29 protein-coding genes are annotated in these 23,632 nt (G+C 43.6%); 15 read left to right on the top strand and 14 right to left on the bottom strand.

Annotated elements, in window-relative coordinates; genetic code table 11:
* Nucleotides 1-194: 194 nt before the first annotated feature.
* The 3 genes from GH808_RS01810 to GH808_RS01800 all read right to left on the bottom strand — a co-directional run bounded on the left by GH808_RS01810 (nt 195) and on the right by GH808_RS01800 (nt 3,202).
* On the bottom strand, nt 195-1,172 hold the full coding sequence (locus GH808_RS01810) for a uroporphyrinogen decarboxylase family protein (RefSeq protein ID WP_186841099.1): 978 nt from the start codon (nt 1,170-1,172) through the stop codon (nt 195-197).
* A 162-nt stretch (nt 1,173-1,334) separates the two neighbouring features.
* The gene (locus GH808_RS01805; RefSeq protein ID WP_186841098.1) at nt 1,335-1,961 is read right to left on the bottom strand and encodes a corrinoid protein; all 627 of its coding nucleotides are present in this window, start codon (nt 1,959-1,961) and stop codon (nt 1,335-1,337) included.
* A 602-nt stretch (nt 1,962-2,563) separates the two neighbouring features.
* The gene (locus tag GH808_RS01800) at nt 2,564-3,202 is read right to left on the bottom strand and encodes an MBL fold metallo-hydrolase (protein ID WP_186841097.1); all 639 of its coding nucleotides are present in this window, start codon (nt 3,200-3,202) and stop codon (nt 2,564-2,566) included.
* 332 nt (nt 3,203-3,534) lie between these two features.
* Between GH808_RS01800 and ltaE the strand changes: the two genes are divergently transcribed.
* Nucleotides 3,535-4,569 carry a low-specificity L-threonine aldolase gene (ltaE, locus tag GH808_RS01795; protein WP_186841096.1) on the top strand — a complete coding sequence of 345 codons (1,035 nt, stop codon included), beginning with the start codon at nt 3,535-3,537 and terminating at the stop codon, nt 4,567-4,569.
* 76 nt (nt 4,570-4,645) lie between these two features.
* On the opposite strand, the gene gloA is transcribed toward ltaE, so the two are convergent.
* The 7 genes from gloA to GH808_RS01760 are packed head-to-tail and all read right to left on the bottom strand — an operon-like array spanning nt 4,646 to nt 8,810.
* On the bottom strand, nt 4,646-5,035 hold the full coding sequence (gene gloA, locus GH808_RS01790; protein WP_186841095.1) for a lactoylglutathione lyase: 390 nt from the start codon (nt 5,033-5,035) through the stop codon (nt 4,646-4,648).
* A gap of 45 nt (nt 5,036-5,080) precedes the next feature.
* Nucleotides 5,081-5,446 (bottom strand): NifB/NifX family molybdenum-iron cluster-binding protein, encoded by a 366-nt coding sequence (locus GH808_RS01785; protein WP_186841094.1) that lies wholly within the window; start codon nt 5,444-5,446, stop codon nt 5,081-5,083.
* 29 nt (nt 5,447-5,475) lie between these two features.
* The gene (recO, locus tag GH808_RS01780) at nt 5,476-6,237 is read right to left on the bottom strand and encodes a DNA repair protein RecO (protein WP_186841093.1); all 762 of its coding nucleotides are present in this window, start codon (nt 6,235-6,237) and stop codon (nt 5,476-5,478) included.
* Between the two features lie 20 nt (nt 6,238-6,257).
* Complete coding sequence (gene era / locus GH808_RS01775) at nt 6,258-7,154, bottom strand: GTPase Era (RefSeq protein ID WP_186841092.1); 897 nt, start codon at nt 7,152-7,154, stop codon at nt 6,258-6,260.
* Nucleotides 7,155-7,174: 20 nt separating this feature from the next.
* Entirely contained in the window at nt 7,175-7,579 is a 405-nt protein-coding gene (locus GH808_RS01770; protein WP_207722226.1) for a diacylglycerol kinase family protein, read from the bottom strand.
* Between the two features lie 57 nt (nt 7,580-7,636).
* Nucleotides 7,637-8,104, bottom strand: coding sequence for an rRNA maturation RNase YbeY (gene ybeY, locus GH808_RS01765; protein WP_186841091.1), 468 nt, complete (start codon nt 8,102-8,104; stop codon nt 7,637-7,639).
* Between the two features lie 31 nt (nt 8,105-8,135).
* Nucleotides 8,136-8,810, bottom strand: coding sequence for a histidine phosphatase family protein (locus GH808_RS01760; RefSeq protein ID WP_186841090.1), 675 nt, complete (start codon nt 8,808-8,810; stop codon nt 8,136-8,138).
* A 168-nt stretch (nt 8,811-8,978) separates the two neighbouring features.
* On the opposite strand from GH808_RS01760, the gene GH808_RS01755 reads away from it, so the two are divergent.
* The 14 genes from GH808_RS01755 to GH808_RS01690 all read left to right on the top strand — a co-directional run bounded on the left by GH808_RS01755 (nt 8,979) and on the right by GH808_RS01690 (nt 20,774).
* Nucleotides 8,979-9,893, top strand: coding sequence for a DMT family transporter (locus GH808_RS01755; RefSeq protein WP_186841089.1), 915 nt, complete (start codon nt 8,979-8,981; stop codon nt 9,891-9,893).
* 78 nt (nt 9,894-9,971) lie between these two features.
* Nucleotides 9,972-11,045 (top strand): NAD(P)H-dependent flavin oxidoreductase, encoded by a 1,074-nt coding sequence (locus GH808_RS01750; protein ID WP_186841088.1) that lies wholly within the window; start codon nt 9,972-9,974, stop codon nt 11,043-11,045.
* Nucleotides 11,046-11,167: 122 nt separating this feature from the next.
* Nucleotides 11,168-11,632, top strand: a complete 465-nt coding sequence (locus GH808_RS01745; protein WP_186841087.1) for a MarR family winged helix-turn-helix transcriptional regulator — start codon at nt 11,168-11,170, stop codon at nt 11,630-11,632.
* A 30-nt stretch (nt 11,633-11,662) separates the two neighbouring features.
* Nucleotides 11,663-12,634 carry a beta-ketoacyl-ACP synthase III gene (locus GH808_RS01740; protein ID WP_186841086.1) on the top strand — a complete coding sequence of 324 codons (972 nt, stop codon included), beginning with the start codon at nt 11,663-11,665 and terminating at the stop codon, nt 12,632-12,634.
* A 99-nt stretch (nt 12,635-12,733) separates the two neighbouring features.
* Nucleotides 12,734-12,955, top strand: a complete 222-nt coding sequence (locus GH808_RS01735) for an acyl carrier protein (protein WP_186841085.1) — start codon at nt 12,734-12,736, stop codon at nt 12,953-12,955.
* 10 nt (nt 12,956-12,965) lie between these two features.
* Nucleotides 12,966-13,913: an enoyl-[acyl-carrier-protein] reductase FabK gene (gene fabK, locus GH808_RS01730; protein ID WP_186841084.1), complete on the top strand. Its 948-nt coding sequence runs from the start codon at nt 12,966-12,968 to the stop codon at nt 13,911-13,913.
* Nucleotides 13,901-14,842, top strand: coding sequence for an ACP S-malonyltransferase (locus GH808_RS01725; RefSeq protein WP_186841083.1), 942 nt, complete (start codon nt 13,901-13,903; stop codon nt 14,840-14,842). Before fabK ends, GH808_RS01725 begins: the two co-directional genes overlap by 13 nt.
* The gene (gene fabG / locus GH808_RS01720) at nt 14,836-15,576 is read left to right on the top strand and encodes a 3-oxoacyl-[acyl-carrier-protein] reductase (protein WP_186841082.1); all 741 of its coding nucleotides are present in this window, start codon (nt 14,836-14,838) and stop codon (nt 15,574-15,576) included. The genes GH808_RS01725 and fabG overlap by 7 nt, the downstream gene beginning before the upstream one ends.
* Before the next feature lie 9 nt (nt 15,577-15,585).
* Entirely contained in the window at nt 15,586-16,836 is a 1,251-nt protein-coding gene (gene fabF, locus GH808_RS01715; protein WP_186841081.1) for a beta-ketoacyl-ACP synthase II, read from the top strand.
* 3 nt (nt 16,837-16,839) lie between these two features.
* The gene (gene accB, locus GH808_RS01710) at nt 16,840-17,316 is read left to right on the top strand and encodes an acetyl-CoA carboxylase biotin carboxyl carrier protein (protein ID WP_186841080.1); all 477 of its coding nucleotides are present in this window, start codon (nt 16,840-16,842) and stop codon (nt 17,314-17,316) included.
* Between the two features lies 1 nt (nt 17,317).
* On the top strand, nt 17,318-17,734 hold the full coding sequence (gene fabZ, locus GH808_RS01705; protein WP_186841079.1) for a 3-hydroxyacyl-ACP dehydratase FabZ: 417 nt from the start codon (nt 17,318-17,320) through the stop codon (nt 17,732-17,734).
* A gap of 10 nt (nt 17,735-17,744) precedes the next feature.
* Nucleotides 17,745-19,097 (top strand): acetyl-CoA carboxylase biotin carboxylase subunit, encoded by a 1,353-nt coding sequence (gene accC / locus GH808_RS01700; RefSeq protein WP_186841078.1) that lies wholly within the window; start codon nt 17,745-17,747, stop codon nt 19,095-19,097.
* 14 nt (nt 19,098-19,111) lie between these two features.
* On the top strand, nt 19,112-19,999 hold the full coding sequence (gene accD / locus GH808_RS01695) for an acetyl-CoA carboxylase, carboxyltransferase subunit beta (protein WP_186841077.1): 888 nt from the start codon (nt 19,112-19,114) through the stop codon (nt 19,997-19,999).
* A complete protein-coding gene (locus GH808_RS01690; RefSeq protein ID WP_186841076.1) occupies nt 19,986-20,774 on the top strand; it encodes an acetyl-CoA carboxylase carboxyltransferase subunit alpha in 789 nt (262 codons plus the stop codon). The genes accD and GH808_RS01690 overlap by 14 nt, the downstream gene beginning before the upstream one ends.
* A 175-nt stretch (nt 20,775-20,949) precedes the next feature.
* On the opposite strand, the gene GH808_RS01685 is transcribed toward GH808_RS01690, so the two are convergent.
* From GH808_RS01685 to GH808_RS01670, 4 genes are all read right to left on the bottom strand, one after another.
* Nucleotides 20,950-21,516, bottom strand: coding sequence for a zinc ribbon domain-containing protein (locus GH808_RS01685; RefSeq protein WP_186841075.1), 567 nt, complete (start codon nt 21,514-21,516; stop codon nt 20,950-20,952).
* A gap of 59 nt (nt 21,517-21,575) precedes the next feature.
* Nucleotides 21,576-22,067, bottom strand: a complete 492-nt coding sequence (locus GH808_RS01680) for a peptidylprolyl isomerase (RefSeq protein WP_186841074.1) — start codon at nt 22,065-22,067, stop codon at nt 21,576-21,578.
* A 204-nt stretch (nt 22,068-22,271) separates the two neighbouring features.
* Nucleotides 22,272-22,685 carry a Fur family transcriptional regulator gene (locus tag GH808_RS01675; RefSeq protein WP_186841073.1) on the bottom strand — a complete coding sequence of 138 codons (414 nt, stop codon included), beginning with the start codon at nt 22,683-22,685 and terminating at the stop codon, nt 22,272-22,274.
* Between the two features lie 229 nt (nt 22,686-22,914).
* Nucleotides 22,915-23,199 (bottom strand): ArsR/SmtB family transcription factor, encoded by a 285-nt coding sequence (locus GH808_RS01670; RefSeq protein WP_186841072.1) that lies wholly within the window; start codon nt 23,197-23,199, stop codon nt 22,915-22,917.
* Between the last annotated feature and the right edge of the window lie 433 nt (nt 23,200-23,632).

Raw genomic sequence — 23,632 nt, 5'->3', positions numbered from 1 at the left:
TTTTGAGTTGTTTAATTGCGCAATATCTCATTCTAACTCATGAAATTTTTTCTTTTGTCGGAAAACACACTGCCGATCCACTTTTATGCATGGATACCCACGAAAAAAAGAACCCCATTTGAATTGGAATCAGATGAGATTCTTTTCAAAATAGGGTTCTCAATCAAATTATGGGCGATTATGAAATATCTTTATTAAAACATTTCCTTGCTCATTTTATCAATTGCTTCGTCATTCGATTCGTATACGCCTGGGAAGCATCCAAAATTCAAGCCATGGCTTGCACCAGGAATAAAATATAATTTACCGCATCTTTCACAGGCTTCTTTGGTTTTCTCAAAAATAATCTCCGGTGTCCAGCCTGGAAAATCGATGACGCCACTGTCAATATCACCCATAAAGGAGATTTGTCCGCCGTATTTTTTAATCAGTTCCGGGACATTATTGGTTGTCATAACTCCCTGCCAGATGTCGATGCCCATTTCAATCATGTATGGAACAAGATTAGCAGCATAGGAATCACTGTGGTGGACAATCAGTTCAACACCATTTGCTTTATAGAAACCGTAAATTTTCTTGTAAGCCGGTAAAAAGAATTCTTCAAACATTTCCGGAGAAACGAATGACGAACGTTGGCTGCCCCAGTCATCATGATGAAAAATACAATCTGGATGAAGATGATCGATCAGTTCTTTTGCATAGGCCAGTTCATACTCAACAAGGTAGTCAATCAAGTCATGCATATCTTCCGGTTCTTCATAAAGAGCCATCAAGGCATCTTCCATGCTCATCAGATGATGGGTCATTTCAAAAATACCCGGTGCCACAAAACAGGTTGCAAATTCTTCGTTGCGATCAATTGCATTGGCATGTTCGATCGCAGCCGCCCATCTTTCTTCGGGATAGATAGCAGAAGGAGCTTTAACGAATTTTCTCCATTCGGTGATATCCTTCAATACTTTATGTTCATCATCATGAACCGGGAAACCACCCAATTGACCTTCTGGCCATGTAAATGTAATGCCCCAGTCATTCACAATCGTCTGACCAGGACCTACCATCGCGCCCATGGGAGCTTCCATGATGAAGTTCATAAATTCATATTGTTTGACAAAGCGATCTGGTTTTCCGCCTTTAATTGTTTCCATTAAGTTCTGTCTTTTTGTTAACATTGTAATTCCTCCTTGTGTTAGTTTCATTTTATTTCAAGCATCGGGAGAATTCGATTTTTAAGACAATTATTTCATCGCAACACGATCATAAATAATTAGCCTGAAAACTTCAGTTAAATCTGGCCTGAAGCCCCGGGAAAATCAAATTTTATTGTTCAAAACTTACGCTACAATTTCTTTCGCTTTTACTGCAGCAGAACCTGCATCAGGAGCATATCCATCAGCTCCGATTTCAGCTGCGTATTCTGGTGTTACAGGTGCGCCGCCGACAATGACTTTAACATCTAATCCACTGGCTTTGATGGTCTGTACAGCTTCTTTCAATGCTGGCATTGTTGTTGTCAGAAGTCCTGAGCAGGCCACTAATGTTACATTTTCATTAGCTTTTATTGCTTCAACAAATTTATCAGCTGGTACATCGACGCCAAGATCAACTATTGTAAAGCCTGCGCTTTCAATCATCATTGAAACAAGATTTTTACCGATATCATGCAAATCGCCGGCAACCGTGCCAATAACACAGGTTCCCAATGAAGATGCGCTGTCTCCTGCCATATGAGGTTTCAATACTTCTACGCCTTTTGACATAGCTTTGGCCGCAATTAGCATTTCTGGTACAAAGATTTCTCCAGCTGAGAATTTATCTCCGACAACACCCATTGATGCAACCATTGCATCCAGAATATCCTGGGCTTTAACGCCTGCATCCAATGCTTCCTGAACGGCTGCTGCAACCTTCTTGGATTTACCTGTTTCTACCAGTACTTTTACTTCTTCAATTTTTGACATTTTGATTCCTCCTATTTTTTATCAGTTTTATTCTTAACTATGTGTGTAGTTAACAATCCGCAATCATTTCTTTGAGATTCAACTTTTCTTATTGCTTGATTTCCCAAATTGATTCCATCCAGCGATAAGTGCAAAGGTTTTCATTCGTTGCAAAAGTACTCGGCTTCTGACTGCTCTGTTCATATCTTTCACAACTTAAGATTGCTCTCATAGTTTTCTTGCTTGATTCAATTTTAAATCAATTTAATGTTTATGTCAATCATTATTTGTTATTTTTAATTATTTACGAATTAGGAAAATGCGCATATTTCCCAATTCATCAATCAAAGCGTGAAGCACTGCTATTCACATCCCATATTTCCTATATTTCAGCTGTTTTTCTATTCCCAACCGTGGCGTTATCGCCTCTTTAAATATCTGGTTCAATAAAACAAAAGCTCGCTAAAAAAGAAAAATAGCCTATTTTCTTTTTTAATCAAGCTTTTGATCTTACATCTATTTAATTTACGGACTTTTTCAGCAATTGATGATGCTGTCTTCCATGTTTTTTAACAGTGCGCTGCTCTCTGCCGGTTTGAAAATACCTAATCAAAACAAACGGACTATTTTTCGAAAAGTTCTATTTCATCTGCCGGCCGCATGATGATCCGGCCTTCAACATCGAGCGACTCAGCTTTTTTAAGATCAAAGGGAACCGATACTCCTGATTTATCAAGTCGGGATGGTTTATTAACAGGTGATGTGTGAATGGGGATGGTGTGTCTTGGATTAATTATTTTCGCACATTTTTCGGCTTCTTTGACGTCCATATTGAAGATGCCGTCAATTGGCAGCAACGCGTAATCAATCTCCGCCTGCGATAGCTTCGCCTGCATAAAATCTGTGTATGAAGTATCCCCTGACGCATAAATTTTAATACCATCAATTGTGATAATATAACCGACACAACAGTCCCTTTTATGGTTTTCGTTATAGGCAGGCACCGCTTCGATCATGACCCCATTTATTTCCAGCTTCCGGTATTTACCATGAACAAGCATATCCGCCGCTCTCAAAATGCGGCAGTCCTTTTTCTTGTTGATCAGCGATAAATCATTATGATCCGCATGTTCATGTGTCACCAAAACGATATCCGCGCTCAGATCATAACCAACTCCCGCGTATGGATCAACATAGATGACGAGGCCATCCTTTGATACAACACGATAACTCCCATGGCCCTGATAAAGTAACTTTGCCATCGCAACAGTCCTCCTTAACACTCATTTTAACGTAGTAAACCAAGCGAACGATCAAGCTTTTTTTATCTACCCAGTTCTTTTCTAAATATTCTACACCAAAATTCCATTCTTGTCCAAACTTCAATTGCATGATAACGTCTGATATTTATGCTTTAATTCAATCGATCTGCTTACTCGCCTCATAATCGTAAGATTCAATCAAAACGTATATTGTTTGTTATATATCAAACATAAAAACGATGTACATTTTCAGAAAATCGCGTTATAATTTAAAAAATGATTGATGATGTGCTATAGAAATTTATATAGCATTTTTGGAAGGAGAAAATAAAATGTGGATCGACCTCAGAAGTGATACCGTTACCCAGCCGACTGACGCAATGCGACAGGCGATGGCCTCTGCGGAAGTGGGTGATGATGTCTATGGTGATGACCCAACGGTCAATAAACTGGAAGCATTAGCAAGTGAAATGTTCGAAAAAGAAGCGGCACTTTTTGTTCCATCCGGAACATTCGGGAATCAGGTTGCCATTATGTCTCATACTAGAAGAGGTGATGAGATTCTGATTGGGGACGAATGCCACATCCTGATGCATGAAGTCGGCGGCGCCGCTGTGTTATCGGGCGTTCAAACCCGGCCTTTTCCCACCGATAAAGGACAGGCTGATGTAAAAGCGCTGGAAAAAATGATCCGCGGCGATGATATTCATTATCCCAATACCGGTCTGATCTGTATGGAAAACGCACATTCATCCGGAACGGCTATTGCTCTTGAAAATATGCAGGCTGTTTACCGGCTTGCAAAATCGAAAAACATTCCTGTCCATATCGACGGCGCACGGATTTTCAATGCCGCAACAGCCCTTGGAGTCGATCCAAAAGAAATTGCCGCCTGTGGCGACTCTGTTAATGTCTGTCTTTCCAAAGGTTTATGTGCTCCAATCGGGTCCCTACTACTGGGTAGCAGCGATTATATCAGAACAGCCCGAAAAAACCGAAAACTCATGGGTGGCGGTCTCCGCCAGGCCGGAATCATCGCGGCAGCTGGCATCATCGCTCTGACTGAAATGACCGCGAGACTAAAAGAAGATCATGATCATGCCAAATATCTTGCCGATCGCCTTGAAGAAATTGAGTCCTGCCATGTTCTTCGCGATCGTCTGGATATCAATATGGTGTTTTTCACCCTGGATGAGACCGTCATCAGCGAGTCCGTTCTTGTTTCAGGTCTGAATAATGAAAAGTTCAGAATTAACGGTCAGGAAGATGGGCTATACCGCTTTGTGACTAACCGTGACGTATCCGCTGAAGCCATCGATAAGCTGATCGAAACGATGAAAACGCTGATCGTAAAAGCATCTCATTAACACGATGAATTGCACAAATTAAAACAGCGAATAAAACTTTATATTTTATTCGCTGTTTTAATAATAAACGATATCTTCAGTTGCGAATGATCTCGATTTTGTAACCATCAGGGTCTGACATAAAATAGAAACGGGGTTTGCTGTCTCCACCAAGGCCCTTTAAATCCGTTGGATTATAACCCTTGGCTTTATGATCGGCATGAGAAGCTTCAAGATCATCGACTCCCAAGGCCAGATGACCATAGCCCGTGCCTAAATCATAGGGTACCACCTGATCGTAATTGTAGGTAATTTCCAATTGATGACCGTCGGGATCGCCCGTGTTTAAGTATACCAAAGTAAACCGCCCCGCTGGCTGGTCATTTCTTCTCACTTCTTCAAAACCTAATGCTTCCTTGTAAAAAGCCAACGACTTTTCCAGATTCAATACCCGAATCATCGTATGTGCCATTTTGAATTTTTCCATTTTTTTCTCCTTTTTATTTTTTTATATGCGTTATCGCAACCAGACTCACAGCTGATGATGATCGCCACCGCATCCATCCGAACCATCAAGCGTTTTTATCAAATCCAGTTTTCGCTGCTTTATTAACTCCAGAGCTTCTAACCCAGAATAACCGGCGCCAGCATATCGTGTGATGTAAGCGTCCGCTAAAACATTAAATGCTGCTGAATTGAAGGCTCCGGTTATAATGCCTTCGCAATCGCAAGCAATTACTTTTTGAGCCAGATTTTCTTCCGAAAGATCGCTCTTATTTTCAATCGCCTTGACGCTTAAATCCTTTGTGTCCACAACCAATAAATAACTGCATGTTTCAAACTGGGATGATACATTGCTTGCTAACGTTTTTCCGTCCATTGTCATTGCCAGATACATTTTGATCTCCTTCTCAATTTATCTATTTTTTATGAGGACAAAGGGTCCAGTAAGCTTTTATAAAAAGTATAGGCTTTTGATGATTTTCCAATGCAGTGACCAATATAATGGTCCAGCATATCATTGATCTTTATCACATCCATCGAGGAAGCATCGATGTCTTTCAACTCTTTCATCGATTTTCTCAAAAATTCCAGCAAAAGATCCCGCATATCCGGCGTCAGTTTATAGGAATAGCCGGTCGCCTGATGCTTGCAGTTTTTGCATAAGACGCCGTTGCTTTCAATACTGAAAGCCGTTAATTCCGCATCTGTTTCACAAATCATACATTGGCTGATCCCGGGGCGATATCCCAGAACACTAATGAGTTTCAGCTGAAAGGCCCCAACCAGAACAAGATCATTTTTTGCTGTTCCGCCAGACAAATAGAATAACACATGGAGTAAAAGTTTTAGAATCTCCGTGCTCTTCTGATAAAAATCGTAGGCATTATTAATGAGATCCAGCAAATAGGCCGCTAAAGCCATTTTTGTCAGATCATTTCTTAAGGGATAAAACGCTTCAATCAGATTCGCCTGATTGATGACGCCAAAGTTTTTTCCCGGATAATAGACGAACTCCGCATAGGCAAAAATCTGGGTACTGGCCAAGAGGCCGCTTTTCTGACGGCGTACTCCCCTGGCTATGCATTGAATTTTTCCTTCATCTTCTGTGAAAATCGTCAGAATTTTGTCCTGTTCTTTATATGCCTGCTCTTTGATGACCAGACCTTTCGTTTTAATCAGTGCCATAATTCTCCTGTACACAGGTACTATTCAGAATAGCCCAACTCCTTCAGATCAAAATTACTGTCCCGCCAATCAGACCGTACCTTTACCCAAAGCTGAAGATTAACCTTGGATTTCAGAAAGAATTCGATATCCTTCCTGGCCTGACTGCCGATTTTTGTCAGCATCGATCCCCCTTTGCCAATCAGAATTCCCTTGTGGGTTTTTCGTTCGCAATAAATGGTGGCTTCGATATCAACGATATCTTTCCCCTTTCGCGGCTTCATCGATGTGACTTCGACAGCAATTCCGTGCGGCACCTCATCCTTCAGCAGATTCAGGAGTTTCTCACGGATCAGTTCCTGTACAATCCAGCGTTCAGACTGATCGATAATCATATCCGCCGGAAAGAACATCGGTCCCGGATCCAACAATTTTGTAATGGCATCCAGAAGTTCTTTGATCCCGTCTCCTTTTGCGGCTGAAATCGGAATAATGCATTTCAGGAAATCATATTTTTGATAGGCGGCGATGGTCAGTAGAATCTCTTCTTTTGGCAATAAATCGATTTTATTGATGACCAGAATAACCGGCGTGCCGCAGTTCTTCAGCATTTCAAGAATATACTGATCCCCCGGTCCGATTTTCGTCTCGGGTTCCACCAGATACAATACTGCATCCACATCCGAGACGGTATTTTCTGCTGCTTTCTGCATGTAGTCCCCGAGTTTATTCTTGGGCCGATGCATACCAGGCGTATCAATAAACACCATCTGCGCGTATTCGTCAGTATAAATACAACGGATGGCATTTCGCGTGGTTTGGGGCTTGGCTGATGTAATCACCAGCTTTTCTTCCATGATATTATTCAACAGCGTCGATTTTCCAACATTCGGCCGCCCGACAATACTGATAAATCCTGATTTAAATGGTTCGTTCATTGTTCACATTCCTTCTTTGGTTAAAAAAACCAATTCATTATTTTCGGTAAAAAGATAATCAGGCCCACACAAACGGACATGATCGCTGCAACCATCACAGCTCCTGCCGCGGTATCTTTTGCAACCTTTGCCAAATGGTGATATTCTTCGGTATAAAGATCCACCAGGGTTTCAATGGCGGTGTTGATGATCTCCAGGATAAATACAAAACAGATCACAATCACCAGCGCCAGCCACTCATAACTTGCGATTCTAAACGCAATCCCTGCCGCAACGGCAATCATGCCGACGCCAAGATGAACCCGCATATTCGGCTGGGTTTTAATCGTATATCTTATTCCATCGATGGCATAAGAGAAACTTTTTGCAAGCTTTCTTCTGATCTTTCCCACCTCCTGGTTATATAATTCTTTGTAGACTTCCAAAGTGCCGTCTGCTTGACGATCAGTTTCGCCCAAACTAATTCTGAAACTCAGAATGTCCTACTGATCACCCATGATTTCTTTTTCGATGCGGCGCATCACGGATTTGTCATCATCCTCCATATGGTCATACCCCAGAAGATGAAGCACACTATGAACAGACAGATAACAGAGCTCCCGGGTCAGGCTGTTTCCATATTCTTTTGCCTGAGCGACCGCCTGCTGAACACAAATAACGATATCGCCAAGCAGCAAAGGCAGGTGTGAATTCTCTTTTAAAATGGCGACACGATCATATAAAAAATCTTCATGCATGGGAAATGACAGAACATCGGTGGCGGCATCTTTTCCACGATAGGTTGCGTTGAGCTCTTTGATCTCATCCGCATTTACAAATGAATAGCTGATCTCACATTCCACCCCAATTTCCCGGTGAAGCAGGGTTCGCTTCATGGCATCTTCAATTTCTTCCAATATGGACTCTTCTATTTCAATATCACTTCGATTATCATAAGCTACTACGAGCATAAAATTATTTTCTCTCCTCTTCTATTCAATATCAGCCGTTGACGACTGATGCTTTCATTACCGATACGTTTGATTCTCTCAAAGACGGCTGGTTCTTTATTAATTCATCATATGGCGGTGTCATCATGGTTGACAGCATTCCAAAGCCGTCATTGTAGTTGACAACCGTAATACTGCCTAATCTGATATCAAAATGCCACTTGCTGTCAATGGGAAGCTCCAGAAGACTGGTGAGCATCCCGTGTACGGTTCCACCATGAGCGACCACCAACACCGTTTCGTCTGAATTCAATTCCTTCAAAAATTCCTTGCATAAAATATGGTATTCCCGTTGACTCTGACCTTCCGGCACAACATAGTCCAGATAATCCTCCATCCATAAATCCCATTCATCTTTTGCTATTTCACAGCATTCGTCTCTGGTTTTACCTTCAAAAATCCCGAAGTTAAACTCGCGGAGGCGATGATCCACCTGAATCTGTTTTCCGGTTGCCGCCCCGACGTCGGCGGCAATTTTGTAAGCCCGGGAAGTCGGACTGCTGTATATTCTATCAAAAGCTAATTTTTCGTCCAGCGCAATCAATTCTTCAACCAGCAGCTCCTTCATGGCCTCACCCCGACTTGTATATTGCGATTCCGTATGGCCATTAAGCCGGTGTTCCACATTGCCGGTTGTTTCTACATGTCTTACTAATACAAGTTTCATTTCATTTTCCTTATGTCGTTTGAAATTATTTAATTGTTTGGTGCGGCTTTCTCACTGACAATTATTCATGTATTTATTATAACTCATTTTTTCTGGATAACAAAATATTTTTGCTTATAGCCGTCTTTTTCGTTATAATTAACTGATGAATTCAGAAAGGAAGTCACCATGGAAAAAACTTTAAAACATTCACTTTACGCTGATCTCGGACTCCTTGCGGTTGCCCTGGTATGGGGCAGCGGCTTCGTTGCATCAAAAAGCGCCCTGGATTCGATGACGCCGATGATGCTCATGGCCCTGCGTTTCAGCGTCGCCGCCCTTTTATCAGGCATCATTTTTCGAAAAAACCTCAAGCATTTATCTAAAGAAACCATTAAGGCTGGTTGCATCATCGGATTTTTCCTTTTTTCTGCTTTCGCTGCGCAGATGATCGGTCTGCAATACATCCTTGCCGGGAAACAGGCCTTTCTGACCGCTACCAATGTGATTATGGTGCCCTTTATTTACTGGGCTGTCAAAAAAAAGAAACCCGATCTTTATAATTTTATCGCCGCTTTTATCATGCTGCTTGGTCTGGCATTGTTGACGATTGATTTTTCAACAGGGTTTTCCTGCAATTCGGGTGATGTATTGACGCTGCTCTGCGCCTTTCTTTTTGCCTGCCATATTGTGGTCGTCGGTATTTTTTCGAAGCAGCATGATCCCATTGCGCTCACCGTTATTCAATTAGCTTTTGCCGCAATCGTCTCTTTAGTTTACGTTATTGTTTCCGGAGAATTTACCGTTTCGGTTCCGGTTCCCGGCCTTCTCAGCGGTGTGTATCTCGGTGTTTTTTGTACCTTTCTGGCGTTTTTGGGGCAAAACATGGCTCAGAAATACACCAGCTCGACCCATGCGGCGATTATACTCAGTCTGGAATCTGTTTTCGGCAGCACCTTATCAATTATACTGCTCGGAGATGTATTCACCTTGGCGATGTTCATGGGCTGCATCATTATTTTTATCGGGATCATCACCGCCGAAACGAAATGGTCTTTTCTTAAGATTAAGCAAAATAATCCTGAAAAAATTATTGAGCCGTAGCTTTTTCTTTACTTTTCAAACTTAATTATGCTATGATAACCTCCAATCGCAATATCAATTGCAGAGGAGGTTTTTTTTTTGAAAACGCAATTTAATATTGGAAATCTGGAATTCTCAAAGCCCATCGTCCAAGGTGGTATGGGTATTGGCATTTCCCTTTCCAGCCTTGCCGGCGCTGTCTCGAAGAATGGCGGTCTTGGTGTGCTTTCCAGTGTGGAAATGGGTTGTGATTACCCGAACTACAAAACAAATCCGAAACTTGCCGACCGACAGGCCTTGGAAGATCACTTCAAGCGGGCCAAAGAGATTTCCGGCAATCGTCCAATCGGGCTTAATATCATGGTCGCTCTGACTCAATACGAACAGATCGTCAAGGATGCTGTGGAAGTCGGCGTCGACATCATTTTCGCAGGAGCTGGTCTCCCTTTAACCCTTCCGGAATTAACCCGGAATTCTGCAACTAAAATCGCACCAATCATATCATCAAAACGAGTGGCGAAGCTGCTTTTAAAACACTGGTGGCGGCACTATCAAGTGGTCCCGGATGCTATTGTCCTGGAAGGACCATTGGCTGGCGGTCATTTAGGTTTTAAGAATGAAGATCTGACTCCCGAAAGATTATTGGAGCAAAAATTGCCAGGCCTTATTCCCGGCGTCCTGGAAGAAATCAAACCTTACGAAGATCTGGCTGGTCGCCCTATTCCCCTGATTGCCGGCGGCGGAATTACCACCGCAGCAGATGTGAGAGAGACTCTGGAAGCCGGAGCAGCAGCGGTTCAGTTAGGTTCCCGATTTGTCGCCACGGTAGAATGTGATGCGGCATCCGCCTTTAAAGAAGCGATGCTCAATGCCAAACAATCGGATATTGAAATCATTGTCAGTCCCGCTGGATTGCCGGGCCGGGCCATTCACAATCATTTTCTTGAAGAAGTCAAGGCCGGTTTAAGGAAACCCGTCAACTGCCCCTTTAATTGCATTAAATCCTGTGACTATAAAACATCTCCCTATTGTATCGGTTTAGCGCTGATGGCCGGAAAACGCGGCGACTTAGCAAATGGTTATGTTTTTTCGGGCGCCAATGCCTACAAAATCACAGAAATTACAACCGTGGAATCATTAATGAATGAACTGATGGCAGAAATCGATTCCTAGTAAATCGGTATTGTTCAACGAATAATCTAAAGAAACCGTCCCTGACGGCGAGCTTTTCTTGACAAATATTTTTTTTGGATTATAATTAGTTTGACTATCTAATTAATTATGGAGGTATCTTTGTGGAATCTTTTTCTTCTCAACTCAATGAAGTTTTGGTAGATACCTTTAGCAATGTCTTGAAATATGAAGAAGATCTGCTAAAGAGCTCTGCCAATACTGATTTATCCATCAGTGAAATGCATCTCATTGAGGATGTGGGAAAAAACAAAAACGATGGAAAAACCATCAGTGACCTTGCCGCAAGTCAAAAAATTACGCTGCCTTCAGTCACCATTGCGATAAATAAACTCGCTAAAAAAGGGTACGTAGTAAAAGAAAAAAGCAGCATCGATGGACGAGTCGTATATGTCCGGCTCACGGATAAAGGTTTAAGGATCGATAAAATCCATCAGTATTTTCATATGAAAATGGTTAAAGAAATTACCCGACAAATGACAGATGATGAAAAAGAAGTTTTAATCCAGGGAATGGAAAAATTAAACCGCTTTTTCGCAAAAAAAATATCAAGGTTATCAGACAAATAAATTCCTGCTCCTTGATGCTTGGAGGCACAAATGTCCTTTTCAATTATTGGCACAGGGTCTGCATTGCCAAAAACAATTCAGACCAATGATGACCTCACCGAATACTTTGAAACATCAAACGAATGGATCGTTTCAAGAACCGGAATCGAGGCAAGACATATTTGTATTGAGGAATCCATTTTGGATATCGCACTTGAAGCCAGCCTCAATGCCCTTGACAACGCGCATATCAACCCGAAGGAACTGGATCTGATTATCTGTCCAACACTGGGCGGCGACACCGTCACCCCTTCGCTTGCCTGTCTAATACAGGAAAAACTGGAAGCAACCTGTCCCAGTTTCGATCTCAATGCTGCCTGTTCAGGATTTATATATGGTTTGGATTTGGCGGACGCTTATTTTTGCCGCAACCGGGAAATGAAAATTCTGGTGGTGGCGGTGGATGCCATGTCAAAATTGGTGGATTGGAAAGACCGCAGCACTGCTGTTCTTTTCGGAGATGGCGCCGGTGCGGCGATACTCTCAAATGGCGATGATCTCAAGGCCATTCGTTTGACATCCGTCGGTAATCAACACGCGCTTTGCATCCCCTGGGCGAAGGGAAATCATCCCCTGCTGAAAGATCAGGAGACTCCCAGTCCTTATTTACTCATGGACGGAGATGAAGTCTACCGCTTTGCGGTTGCCGCCATTTGCAATGATTTAAAAACCGTTGTCAAACAGGCCGGAATCACATTCGAAGATTTGGACTTTATTATTCCCCATCAGGCAAACCTGCGCATTATCAAGAGCGCGGCAAAACGCTTGAAGATTCCGATGGAAAAGTTTGCCTTGCAGATCAATTCCTGCGGCAACACATCGGCAGCCAGTATTCCACTGGTGCTGGATGAAATGAATCGTCAGGGAAAACTCAAGCCCGGCATGCGAATCGCATTGTCCGCTTTTGGCGGCGGTCTGACAACGGGTGCCTGCGTACTGGAATGGTCAAAGAAGTCATTCTGATCGCCGATCTTTTTCACAGATAAATTAATTTGCGAAAAAAAATGAAACACACTTATAAAAATTAAAATAATTATAGCTAATCTTAGGAGGATTAAACAAATGGTATTTGAAAAAGTAGTAGAAATTTTACGTAATTACAAAGAGGAACCGGAACTGGAAGTAAGTATGGATTCAACCTTTGAGGAACTTGAACTGGATTCATTGGATACCGTTGAATTAGTAATGGAAATGGAAGAATCGTTTGATACAAGCATTGAAATGGATACCGAGCTGAAAACCATCGCTGATGTTGTAGGATTGATCGAAAAAGCAATCGCTTAGGTGTATCCGGATGATTAAAACACCACTGTGCGATTTGTTGAACATTGAATATCCCATTCTTCAAGGAGGAATGGCATGGATCTCCGATGCCCAGCTTGCAGCTGCCGTCTCCAATGCCGGTGGTCTGGGGATCATCTCGTCAATGAATGCTGATGAAAACTGGCTGCGACAGGAAATACAAAAAGTAAAAAGCCTGACTGACAAACCCTTTGGCATTAACGTCATGCTGATGAATCCACATGTGGACAAAATTGCTCAGGTTCTGATTGAAGAAAAAGTACCGGTGGTCACCACCGGCGCCGGCAACCCCGGTAAGTTCATGAAAATATGGATCGAAGCCGGTATTAAAGTGATCCCGGTCGTCCCTTCCACCGGACTGGCCCGATTTGCGCAACGCGCTGGCGCAACCGCCGTCATCGCTGAAGGCGGCGAGTCCGGCGGGCATGTTGGCGAAATGTCGACCATGCCTCTGGTCCCTCAAGTCTGCGATGCCGTATCGATTCCAGTGATTGCTGCTGGCGGCATTGGTGATGGCCGAGGCATTGCGGCAGCCCTGATGCTGGGTGCCGTTGGTGTTCAGCTGGGAACACGATTCCTGGTCGCTGATGAAACCAATATCCACGAAAACTATAAAGACAAAATTATTAAAGCCAAAGACATCGATACCATTCTCAGTGGAAAATCACTGGGGCATCCGGTTCGTTCTCTGAAAACCTCATTTTCAAGAGACTTTGTGAAAGCAGAAAACGACCCCTCCACGCCTCGGGAAACGCTGGAAGAGTACGGTCGCGGTGCCCTGCGTATTGCCGCCCAGGAAGGAGATGCTCAGAAAGGATGCTTTATGGCCGGACAAATCGCAGGCATGATTAAAGAAAAACAAAGTGCCAAAGATATTATTTTAACACTGATTGAAGAAACAGAAACTGCTTTAAAAGGAGGCCTTCAATGTGTAAAATAGCGGTACTCTTTCCGGGTCAGGGATCACAGTTTGTCGGAATGGGAAAACCATTATATGAACAGAGTCCCACCTCAAAAAAAGTATTTGATCAGATAGAATCCCTACGCGTCGGGACTTTAAAACAATGTTTTGAAGGTCCGATCGAAGAATTGAATAAGACCTTTAATACCCAGCCCTGTATTTTTGCGGTGGAGCTGGCTGCCCTGGAAACACTGACGGCTATCGGCGTTGATATTCAGGGATTGGCCGGCTTTTCATTGGGTGAAGTGACCGGTCTGGTTGCCTCTGGTATGTTATCTTTGGAAGATGGATTGAAATTTGTTAAAAAGCGTGGTCAGGCTATGGATGCCGCCGCCGGTAAAATTGATGCTGCCATGGTAGCGGTTTTAAGACGGAATAACACGCAAGTAGAAGCAATATGCAAAGAGTTCAACCAGTGCTATCCAGTCAATTACAACTGTCCCGGTCAATTGGTGGTGTCCCTGTTAAAGAGCGATGTCACGGCGTTTGTTAAACGTGTTAAAGATTCGGGCGGCAGAGCGATCCCGCTGAGTTTACAGGGTGGATTTCATTCCCCTTTCATGACTTATGCAACAAAACTGCTGGAAAAAGATGTTTTCGAATTGACTTTTTCACCAGGGTCTATCCCCCTTTATTCCAATGCTTATGCCGAACCATACCCGGATTCACCCGTCGATATCAGATCCCATATTATTCATCAGATCAACCATCCGGTACTTTGGGAAAAAACAATCCGTCGCATGATCGATGACGGCTTCAAAACCTTTATTGAGTGTGGTCCCGGAACGACGCTGGGGGGATTTCTAAAGAAAATAAATCCGTCTGTCGCTTATTATCACTGCGAGCAGATACTGACCGATTATATTGAAACCAAAAATGCTGGAAAGGACTGGTCTTTCGAATGTTAACAGGAAAAACCGCGCTCATCACCGGCGGCGCCAAAGGCATTGGCCGGGCTATCGCCCTTAAAATTGCTGAAGCACACGGTAATGTTGCCCTCGTTTATCGCGGAAGCGAAAAACAAGCTGAAGAAACTAAAAATGAACTGCTGGCCATGGGCGTCAAAGCCCTCAGCTATCAATGTGACGTATCCGATTTCAAAGCGACCAAAGAAATGGTTGCTCAGGTCATCAAAGATTTCGGCAGTCTCGACATTCTTGTCAATAATGCCGGCATCACCAGGGATAAGCTGCTGATTGCGATGAAGGAAGAAGATTTTGACACCGTTATTGCCACCAATTTAAAAGGTGCCTTTAATATGACCAAACATGCCGGTTCTTACTTTTTAAAACAAAGAAAAGGTCGAATTATCAACATCTCGTCGGTGTCCGGACTCATGGGAAACGTGGGGCAATGCAATTATGCCGCTGCCAAAGCGGGACTCATTGGTCTGACCAAATCCACCGCCAAAGAAATGGCTGTGCGAGGCGTTACTTGTAATGCCATTGCGCCGGGATTTATCGATACGGACATGACCAAAGATCTCAAACCTGAAATACGGGATGAAATCATAAAACTCATTCCGTTAAAACGTTTGGGACAAGCAGAGGACATTGCAAACCTCTGTGTTTATCTAAGCAGTGATTTATCAGACTATATTACTGGAGAAGTCATTAAAGTTGATGGCGGTCTCTATATTTAGGAGTAATCAATGAAACGAAGAGTTGTAATAACAGGATGCGGTGCCATTTCCCCAGTGGGATGCACGGTGGACACCCTATGGAAAAACCTGGTTAACGGAAAATGCGGGATCGATTTTATCAAAAAATTTGATACCACTGATTTGAAAGTAACCGTTGCCGGGGAAGTCAATGATTTTGAACCCCTGGACTACATCAAGAAAAACGAAATCAGAAAAACCGATCTATTCACCCAGTATGCACTGGGAGCCGCCATTCAGGCAATGGAAGACAGCGGTGTTCAGGAACATGTCGATCCGACCCGTTTAGGCGTTTATATGGGATCCGGAATTGGCGGCATTCACACCTTTATTACTGAGTGCGAAAAAATGGCCACCAAAGGTCCCGGCCGAATTTCTCCTTTCTTTATCCCGATGATGATCTCAAATATTGCCGCCGGCACCATCGCCATTCGCTACAATGCCCAGGGTCCCTGTCTGCCAGTGGTCACCGCTTGCGCAACTTCAACCAATGCGATTGGTGAAGCCTATCGGGCCATTAAACATGGTTATGCCGATGCCATCATTGCCGGCGGAACCGAAGCCAGTATTACACCACTTTCGATTGCCGGCTTTACGAATTGTATGGCTTTAACCACCGTCAGCGATCCGACTCAGGCTTCGATTCCTTTTGACAAACGTCGCAGTGGCTTTGTCATGGGCGAAGGTGCCGGTGCCGTTATTTTGGAAGATTTGGAAACTGCCTTGCAGCGCGGCGCGAAAATTTATGGCGAAATCGTTGGCTATGGCAACACCTGTGATGCGTATCATATCACTGCGCCCCACCCAGAAGCCATTGGCGGAGCCCGGGCCATCACGCTGGCTCTGGATGAGGCCGTCGCGACGGGATTGGACCTTAACGATCAGCAGTTCTACGTGAATGCCCACGGTACCAGTACCCCGCTGAACGATAAATCAGAAACCATTGCGATTAAAAAAGCCTTGGGTGATCATATTTCACGTACCCTGGTAAGCTCGACGAAATCGATGACGGGACACATGTTAGGTGCCGCCGGTGCCATCGAAGCCATTGCTTCAATTATGGCCTTAAAAGACGGGGTTATCCCCCCCACCATCGGATATGTCGAACCAGATCCTGATTGTGATCTGGATGTTGTCCCCAACCAAAAACGGTTGGTGCAAAGCGACGTGGCCTTATCCGTTTCGCTGGGATTTGGCGGTCATAACGCTTGTCTGGCATTTACAAAATACGCGGGGGTGTAAAAAATGGAATTAACCACTGAAACCATTCAGACCCTGGCCAAGGTCATGTCTGAAGAAAATCTGACGAGTCTTGCCATTGATCAGGGTAATCTGAAAATAGAACTGAAACGTGAAATTGGTTCAGCTCAGCCGGCCACCGTTTTATCAGGCAACTTTCCGGAGGCTGGAATCCAACCGGTTTTAGCTGAAGTTAAAACCACTACCGCTGAAGCAACAGAAAAAACAATCGATGCAAATTGGAAAGAAATAAAATCGCCGATGGTCGGCGTATTCTATCAGAGCAGTCAGCCCGATAAACCAGCCTATGTAAAAACAGGACAGCATTTTGAAGCCGGTGATACCCTCTGTATTATTGAAGCGATGAAGCTGATGAATGAAATTACTGCTGAAACTGCCGGCACCATTATGGAAGTATGTGTTGGAAATGGTCAAGTTGTTGAATTTGGTCAGGTTCTTTACCGCATTCAAGAAGGAAATTAATATGAAACGTGACGAATTAAAAACGATTTTGCCCCACCGGGAACCGATGCTCCTGATTGATGAGGCTGAAAAAACAGATGCTAATACTGCTACAGGACGTTATACCGTAAAAGGTGATGAATGGTTTTTACAGGGTCACTTTCCCGGAAATCCGGTTGTACCGGGTGTTGTTTTATGTGAAATCATGGCCCAAACCTGCTGTGTTCTGCTGGCTGAAGTGAACAATGCGAAAAAAACGCCATACTTCACAGGTCTGAACAAGGTTAAATTCAAACAAAAGGTGCTTCCTGGCGACACCCTGGAAATCGAATGCAACATTACCCGGTCCAAACCACCCTTTTATTTTGCGAGCGGTTCCGGCAAGGTGAATGGCAAGGTTGCTGTTGTTGGCGAATTTTCATTTGCCCTGATGGACTAAGGAGGCAACCGTGTTTACTAAAATACTCATTGCCAATCGCGGAGAAATCGCCCTGCGAATTATCAGAGCCTGCAAAGAAATGGGCATCGCCACCGTAGCGGTCTTCTCAAAAGCGGACGAAGACAGTCTTCATGTGAGTCTGGCCGATGAGAGCATTTGTATTGGACCGGCGCCGGTTGTCAACAGTTATCTTAATATCTCAGCGATTTTGTCAGCCGCCGTACTCACCGGAGCCGAAGCGATTCACCCGGGTTACGGCCTTCTTTCTGAGAACCCTAAATTTGCCCGATTATGTGCCCAGTGCGGGATTGCCTTTATCGGACCGACCTGGGAAATTATCCAGAAGATGGGCGACAAAGACCAGGCCCGTTCAACCATGTCCGCCGCCGGGGTCCCCATCGTTCCCGGCACCGATATCGTGGATGATCCGGTCGAAGCGCAGAAAAAAGCCGATGAAATTGGCTATCCCCTGCTTGTCAAAGCACGATCCGGCGGCGGTGGCAAAGGCATTCGTCTGGTCGAAAATTCAGCGGCTTTTTTAAACGAATTTCAGCTGGCCCGCCAGGAAGCAGAAAATGCCTTCGGTGATGGCGGCGTTTATCTGGAAAAATTCTTAACGCATGTCAAGCATATCGAAATCCAACTGCTTTGCGACCAGCATAAAAATGTGGTCGCTCTCGGGGAACGGGAATGTTCGATCCAGCGGAAGAATCAGAAGCTGCTCGAAGAAAGTCCGTCCCCTTCGCTGACACCTGAAATCCGTGAAACGATGATGGCGATTTCCCGAAAGGCCGCTCTGGCCATTGGTTATGAAAATGCCGGCACCATTGAATTCCTGATGGACGAGCAGAAGCATTTTTATTTTATGGAAATGAACACCCGACTCCAGGTGGAACACCCCATTACTGAAATGGTCACGGGAATCGATATCGTTAAGTGGCAAATTCGGATCGCTGCCGGTTTACCCCTCACCTTCGGGCAGGAAGATGTTCATATCCAGGGGCATGCCATCGAATGCCGGATCAATGCCGAAAACCCGCTGCTTGACTTTCGGCCAAACTGTGGAACGATCAGCTTTCTCCATGTCCCCGGAGGCCCATGGGTACGGTTCGATACCCTGCTTTATCAGGGTTATACCATTCCGCCGTACTATGATTCAATGGTCGGAAAACTGATTGTTCACTCCAAAACCAGAGAACTGACGATTCGGAAAATGAAAGCCGCCTTGTGTGAGCTGGTCATTGAAGGAATCGACCATACCAGCCAGATTCTACTTGATATTTTAAGCCATCCCCTATTTGTGAAAGGGGACTATTATACTGATTTTATGGAAAACGAATTAGGCAAACCCTGGTCGGAATAGAAAGGGAGTTTTAAATGATTAGTAAAGGTCTATTTAAAAAACCAAAAAATGAATTAGAAGGCCATCATCGCGTCAAGCGACAAGGTGATCCGGCCATACCAACAGAACTTTGCCGCAGCTGTCCCTCATGCAAACAGTTGATTTTCACCTCGGATTTAGATAATAATTACCAGATCTGCCCCAAATGCGGACATCATTTTCGAATTAACGCCCGACAGCGACTCAACATGATTGCCGATGCCAATAGTTTTACCGAACTCCATCCGGATCTCGCTTCAATCAATCGATTGGAATTTCCGGAATATGAAGAAAAATTAACGCAGGCGACGCTCTTCAGCCATGAAAAAGAAGGCGTCATCACCGGCATCGGAAAAATCAACGGTCATGAAGTGGCTATGTTTGTCATGGAAGTCACCTTCATGATGGGAAGTATGGGACAGGTCGTTGGTGAAAAAATTACCCTGCTTTTTGAATATGCGACAGCGCACCGTCTTCCCGTAATTGGATTTACCGTTTCCGGTGGCGCCCGGATGCAGGAAGGGATGCTGGCGCTGATGCAGATGGCCAAAACAAGCGGTGGTGTCAAGCGTCACAGCGATGCCGGACTTTTATATATCGCACTCCTCACCGATCCCACCACCGGCGGTGTAACCGCCAGTTTTGCCATGGAAGCCGATATCATATTGGCCGAACCGGATGCCCTGATTGCCTTTGCCGGACCACGCGTCATCGAACAGACGATTCGCCAGCGTTTGCCGAAAGGTTTCCAGAAAGCTGAATTTTTACTTGAAAAAGGGTTTATTGATGGGATTGTTCACCGTAATCTGCAAAAAGATACGTTGACTAAGCTATTGGCCCTCCACTCCATACCAAAAGGCGGTGATGAAAATGGAAGCATATAAACGGGTCGCATTAGCCCGCAAGAAAACACGACCCACCGGACAGGATTTCATCGACAATATCTTTACCGATTTTATCGAACTCCACGGCGATCGCTGTTTCGGCGATGATCCCGCCATCATCGCCGGGCTGGGTTATCTGATGGATATGCCGGTAACCATTATTGCCCAGGAACGCGGGAATAATACCAAGTCCCGGATTCGGCGAAATTTCGGTTCCCCTCACCCGGAAGGCTACCGGAAAGCCCTGCGTCAAATGCACCTGGCTGAGAAATTCAATCGGCCAATCGTCTGTTTGATCGATACCTCTGGTGCTTTTTGCGGAATTGGCGCCGAAGAACGTGGCCAGGGTCATGCCATCGCTCAGAATTTGATGGCAATGATGAGCCTGAAGGTGCCGGTAATTTCCGTCGTCATTGGCGAAGGCGGCAGCGGCGGCGCTTTGGCACTGGGCGTTGCGGATGAAGTATGGATGCTTGAAAACGCCATCTACTCGGTAATTTCTCCGGAAGGCTGCGCCAGTATCCTCTGGAAGGACCCATCAAAAACAAAAGAAGCCGCTAATTGTCTGAAATTAACAGCTCAGGATTTACTGGAACTGGATGTGATCGATAAAATCATCTCTGAAAACCATCGGGATTTCAAAAATGTCTATCAAGAATTGAAACTCAGCCTCTATAAGAGCTTTCGAAAAAAACAGATCATCCCCACCGAGACACTGACGCAAAACCGTTATCATCGCTTTCGGAAATTTGGTGCTCTCGAAAATAAAATATAATTAAGACAATAAAATTGCTAACACAGTACCGACCAATTGTTAATCGGTTGTATGCTGCAGAATCGGACACTCTTCGAGCTGTCCGCTCTGAGGCATACAACATGATGTAACAATTGTCGGTACGGAGTTTATCGACACAAAAAAAAGAACTGCCATTTGACAGTTCTTTTTTTGTTTAATAATATCTCATTGAATGCATCGCTGAAGCCATGATTGCAATGACAATACTCGAAAATATAATAGAAAGGACAATGCCGATCCCCATGAAGATCAGTGAAGCCCATGCAAAATGCTTTTTATTGACGTTTGTGCTCGCATCCACACTCCAGATAATCAGCATAATGATATTGACAATGGGAATGTAGGTCAGTAAAAGCGTCAGCATCCAGTCTCCCAACGTCATGACTTCTTCAGTTTTGTCAACAGCAGATGGTTTTTGCGGGGCTGCCTGAGCCGGAATCGGATCACTGGCAACACTTTCTGCCGCGATGATTTCTGTTGTCCCGATATCATCAGCAACAACTCCATCAGCAATCATCTCATCGGAAGATGTTTCGTCAGCGACGGTTTCACCAACAATTTCTTTGCCAGTAACATCATGGGAAATATTTTCGTTGTCGAAAACGCCACCCGTGATATTCTCTTCAGCAACAACTTCTTTTTCCAAGACAGTGCCGCAGTTACTACAAACAGTCGCGTCATCGCGAAGACCCGCATAACATTTGGGGCAATACTTTGCCATTGCATTCACATCCTTTTTATTTTATTTTAGCATAAAACATAATGGTTTCTAAATATAAATCAGGCAACTACTTCAATTTTTTTAATAACCTGATCTTGACGAGGTTTATCCGAACCGTCGCGATCAACAGCAACAATAGCATCAGCTGTTTCAATACCATCGGTAACCTTCCCGAAGGCGGCATATTGACCATCTAAGAAGGGGGCATCTGCCACCATAATAAAAAATTGCGAGCCTGCCGAATTCGGCATGCCGGATCTTGCCATGGAAATCACGCCGCGGTCATGCTTAAGATCGTTAACAACGCCATTTCCGGAAAATTCACCTTTGATACTGTGTCCGGGTCCACCGGTACCGTTGCCAATCGGGCATCCGCCCTGAATCATAAAGCCTGGTATGACCCGATGAAAAGTCAATCCATCATAGAATCCGTCCTTAACAAGTTTTAAAAAGTTTTCAACGGTGATTGGTGCCGTTTCCGGATAAAGCTCCAGCTTCATCGTTTGACCATTCTCCATTTCGATTTTTACAACTGGGTTTGTTTCTGACATAATATCCTCCAAAGAATTAATTTCAATTTATTTTTATTGCACTTACTATACACTACTATACACTATCTCATCTTAAATTAAAAGTGAAAACTCGCTTCTTAACTGAGAAACAACGGTCTTTCAAGCGTCGATCAGATTGATCTTTCACCCCAATTAAAAAAAGTCTGATATGAATAATCAGACTCTTTTTAATATCTTGCGCTATTAGGCGTAAAGAGATAATTCAATCCGGTTTAAAGAGAATTGCTCAGGCAGCTTTTCTTCAAAATAACCAGAAAGCAGCACTTCAAGTTCGGGATCAAAATAATCACAGATTCTATTGTCCTTTTCGTTATAGATATGAACATGAAACTTCGTATTCGCATCAAAACGCATCACTTCTTGATTATCCTTAAGTTTTAGAATCAATCCTTTTTCGGAAAATGTTTCCAGAATATTGTAAATTGTGCCAACAGACATGATATTACCTTGATTTTCAAGGGTCTCCATCAGCATTTCTGCACTTGGATGGGATGTCATTTCTGACAAAACTTTGAGAACACCAATACGTTGTGGTGTTGCCTTTAATCCGGCTCCACGAATCATATCCGTGAACAATTGTATTTGTTTACTTTTCATGAATAAGAATAACTCCTAATTAATAATTTGTATTTTTATTATATTATTTATTGACCGTTTTGTCAAATTTCTTTTATACTTTTTTATCCAAATGAAATGTCCGCCCCACCACTGAATTGGTTTTATGACCGGTTTTATTTATTGCAGTTGTGCAATTCAACAAAAAAAACAGGCTTTCATAAATCGATATCTTCGATTTGCAAAAGCCTACCATCAGAATAATTTTTTACTAATCCTCTCCGTACAATGCGCGGATAATATTCTGCGCCGGTTCACTGACAACTTCATAGTAAATTTCGTTTCCCGCTCGAAAACCTTTCACAATCCCGGCATTTTTCAGTTTAGACAGGTGTTGGGAAACACCGGATTGAGATACCTCAAGACATTCCTCCATATAAGAGACATTGCATCGTCCTTTTGCTATCAGTCCTTTTGTGATGCAGAGTCGGATTGGATGGCCCAGCGCTTTGATAATTTCTGCAGTTTCCTCATAGTCTTTCAAATTCATATCCATAAAATGAACTCTCCCTCTTTCTTACGAATAAACAAGTACCGCATGATCATGATGCATGATACCGAATTATAGACTCACAACTATTTACTCGCATTCATAATTTACTCACGGCTCAGCTGATCATTTTTGATGAATTCTCTGAGCGATCTGGCAAGCTGGTTCTTCGTATTCATCGCTTTCAGTTTTGGTGCATTTATTTATTATACATTACCACATTCTAATACCTTAATCAAGAGCAGAGTTTTGCTTTTTTTTCAATTTTATTCTTTTCTCGTTTGTATAAATTGATAAAAGCATGCTATAATGTTAATAAATTTCACAATAAAGGAGATAAAACGAGAAATCGAGTTGGTAACCTGTTATGGGGGCTCTTGTTAGTTGCTTTCGGTCTGGGTTTTGCCGGAAATGCGTTTGGTCTATGGAACTTTGAGCT

Origin of the sequence: Acetobacterium fimetarium (assembly GCF_014284475.1) — a bacterium.
Lineage (GTDB): Bacteria > Bacillota > Clostridia > Eubacteriales > Eubacteriaceae > Acetobacterium > Acetobacterium fimetarium.
Note: the sequence above shows the minus strand (reverse complement) of the source record. Positions and strands in the feature narration are given on the sequence as shown.

Coding starts and splice junctions, on each gene's coding strand:
- fabG (WP_186841082.1), top strand. CDS start 14,836: ATGTTAACAGGAAAAACCGCGCTCATCACCGGCGGCGCCAAAGGCATT.
- GH808_RS01735 (WP_186841085.1), top strand. CDS start 12,734: ATGGTATTTGAAAAAGTAGTAGAAATTTTACGTAATTACAAAGAGGAA.
- fabF (WP_186841081.1), top strand. CDS start 15,586: ATGAAACGAAGAGTTGTAATAACAGGATGCGGTGCCATTTCCCCAGTG.
- GH808_RS01725 (WP_186841083.1), top strand. CDS start 13,901: ATGTGTAAAATAGCGGTACTCTTTCCGGGTCAGGGATCACAGTTTGTC.
- gloA (WP_186841095.1), bottom strand. CDS start 5,035: ATGGAAAAATTCAAAATGGCACATACGATGATTCGGGTATTGAATCTG.
- GH808_RS01670 (WP_186841072.1), bottom strand. CDS start 23,199: ATGGATATGAATTTGAAAGACTATGAGGAAACTGCAGAAATTATCAAA.
- GH808_RS01690 (WP_186841076.1), top strand. CDS start 19,986: ATGGAAGCATATAAACGGGTCGCATTAGCCCGCAAGAAAACACGACCC.
- GH808_RS01810 (WP_186841099.1), bottom strand. CDS start 1,172: ATGTTAACAAAAAGACAGAACTTAATGGAAACAATTAAAGGCGGAAAA.
- GH808_RS01675 (WP_186841073.1), bottom strand. CDS start 22,685: ATGAAAAGTAAACAAATACAATTGTTCACGGATATGATTCGTGGAGCC.
- accD (WP_186841077.1), top strand. CDS start 19,112: ATGATTAGTAAAGGTCTATTTAAAAAACCAAAAAATGAATTAGAAGGC.
- GH808_RS01805 (WP_186841098.1), bottom strand. CDS start 1,961: ATGTCAAAAATTGAAGAAGTAAAAGTACTGGTAGAAACAGGTAAATCC.
- GH808_RS01685 (WP_186841075.1), bottom strand. CDS start 21,516: ATGGCAAAGTATTGCCCCAAATGTTATGCGGGTCTTCGCGATGACGCG.
- GH808_RS01760 (WP_186841090.1), bottom strand. CDS start 8,810: ATGAAACTTGTATTAGTAAGACATGTAGAAACAACCGGCAATGTGGAA.
- GH808_RS01740 (WP_186841086.1), top strand. CDS start 11,663: ATGTCCTTTTCAATTATTGGCACAGGGTCTGCATTGCCAAAAACAATT.
- GH808_RS01680 (WP_186841074.1), bottom strand. CDS start 22,067: ATGTCAGAAACAAACCCAGTTGTAAAAATCGAAATGGAGAATGGTCAA.
- fabK (WP_186841084.1), top strand. CDS start 12,966: ATGATTAAAACACCACTGTGCGATTTGTTGAACATTGAATATCCCATT.
- GH808_RS01755 (WP_186841089.1), top strand. CDS start 8,979: ATGGAAAAAACTTTAAAACATTCACTTTACGCTGATCTCGGACTCCTT.
- era (WP_186841092.1), bottom strand. CDS start 7,154: ATGAACGAACCATTTAAATCAGGATTTATCAGTATTGTCGGGCGGCCG.
- recO (WP_186841093.1), bottom strand. CDS start 6,237: ATGGCACTGATTAAAACGAAAGGTCTGGTCATCAAAGAGCAGGCATAT.
- GH808_RS01800 (WP_186841097.1), bottom strand. CDS start 3,202: ATGGCAAAGTTACTTTATCAGGGCCATGGGAGTTATCGTGTTGTATCA.
- ltaE (WP_186841096.1), top strand. CDS start 3,535: ATGTGGATCGACCTCAGAAGTGATACCGTTACCCAGCCGACTGACGCA.
- ybeY (WP_186841091.1), bottom strand. CDS start 8,104: ATGCTCGTAGTAGCTTATGATAATCGAAGTGATATTGAAATAGAAGAG.
- fabZ (WP_186841079.1), top strand. CDS start 17,318: ATGAAACGTGACGAATTAAAAACGATTTTGCCCCACCGGGAACCGATG.
- GH808_RS01785 (WP_186841094.1), bottom strand. CDS start 5,446: ATGTATCTGGCAATGACAATGGACGGAAAAACGTTAGCAAGCAATGTA.
- accB (WP_186841080.1), top strand. CDS start 16,840: ATGGAATTAACCACTGAAACCATTCAGACCCTGGCCAAGGTCATGTCT.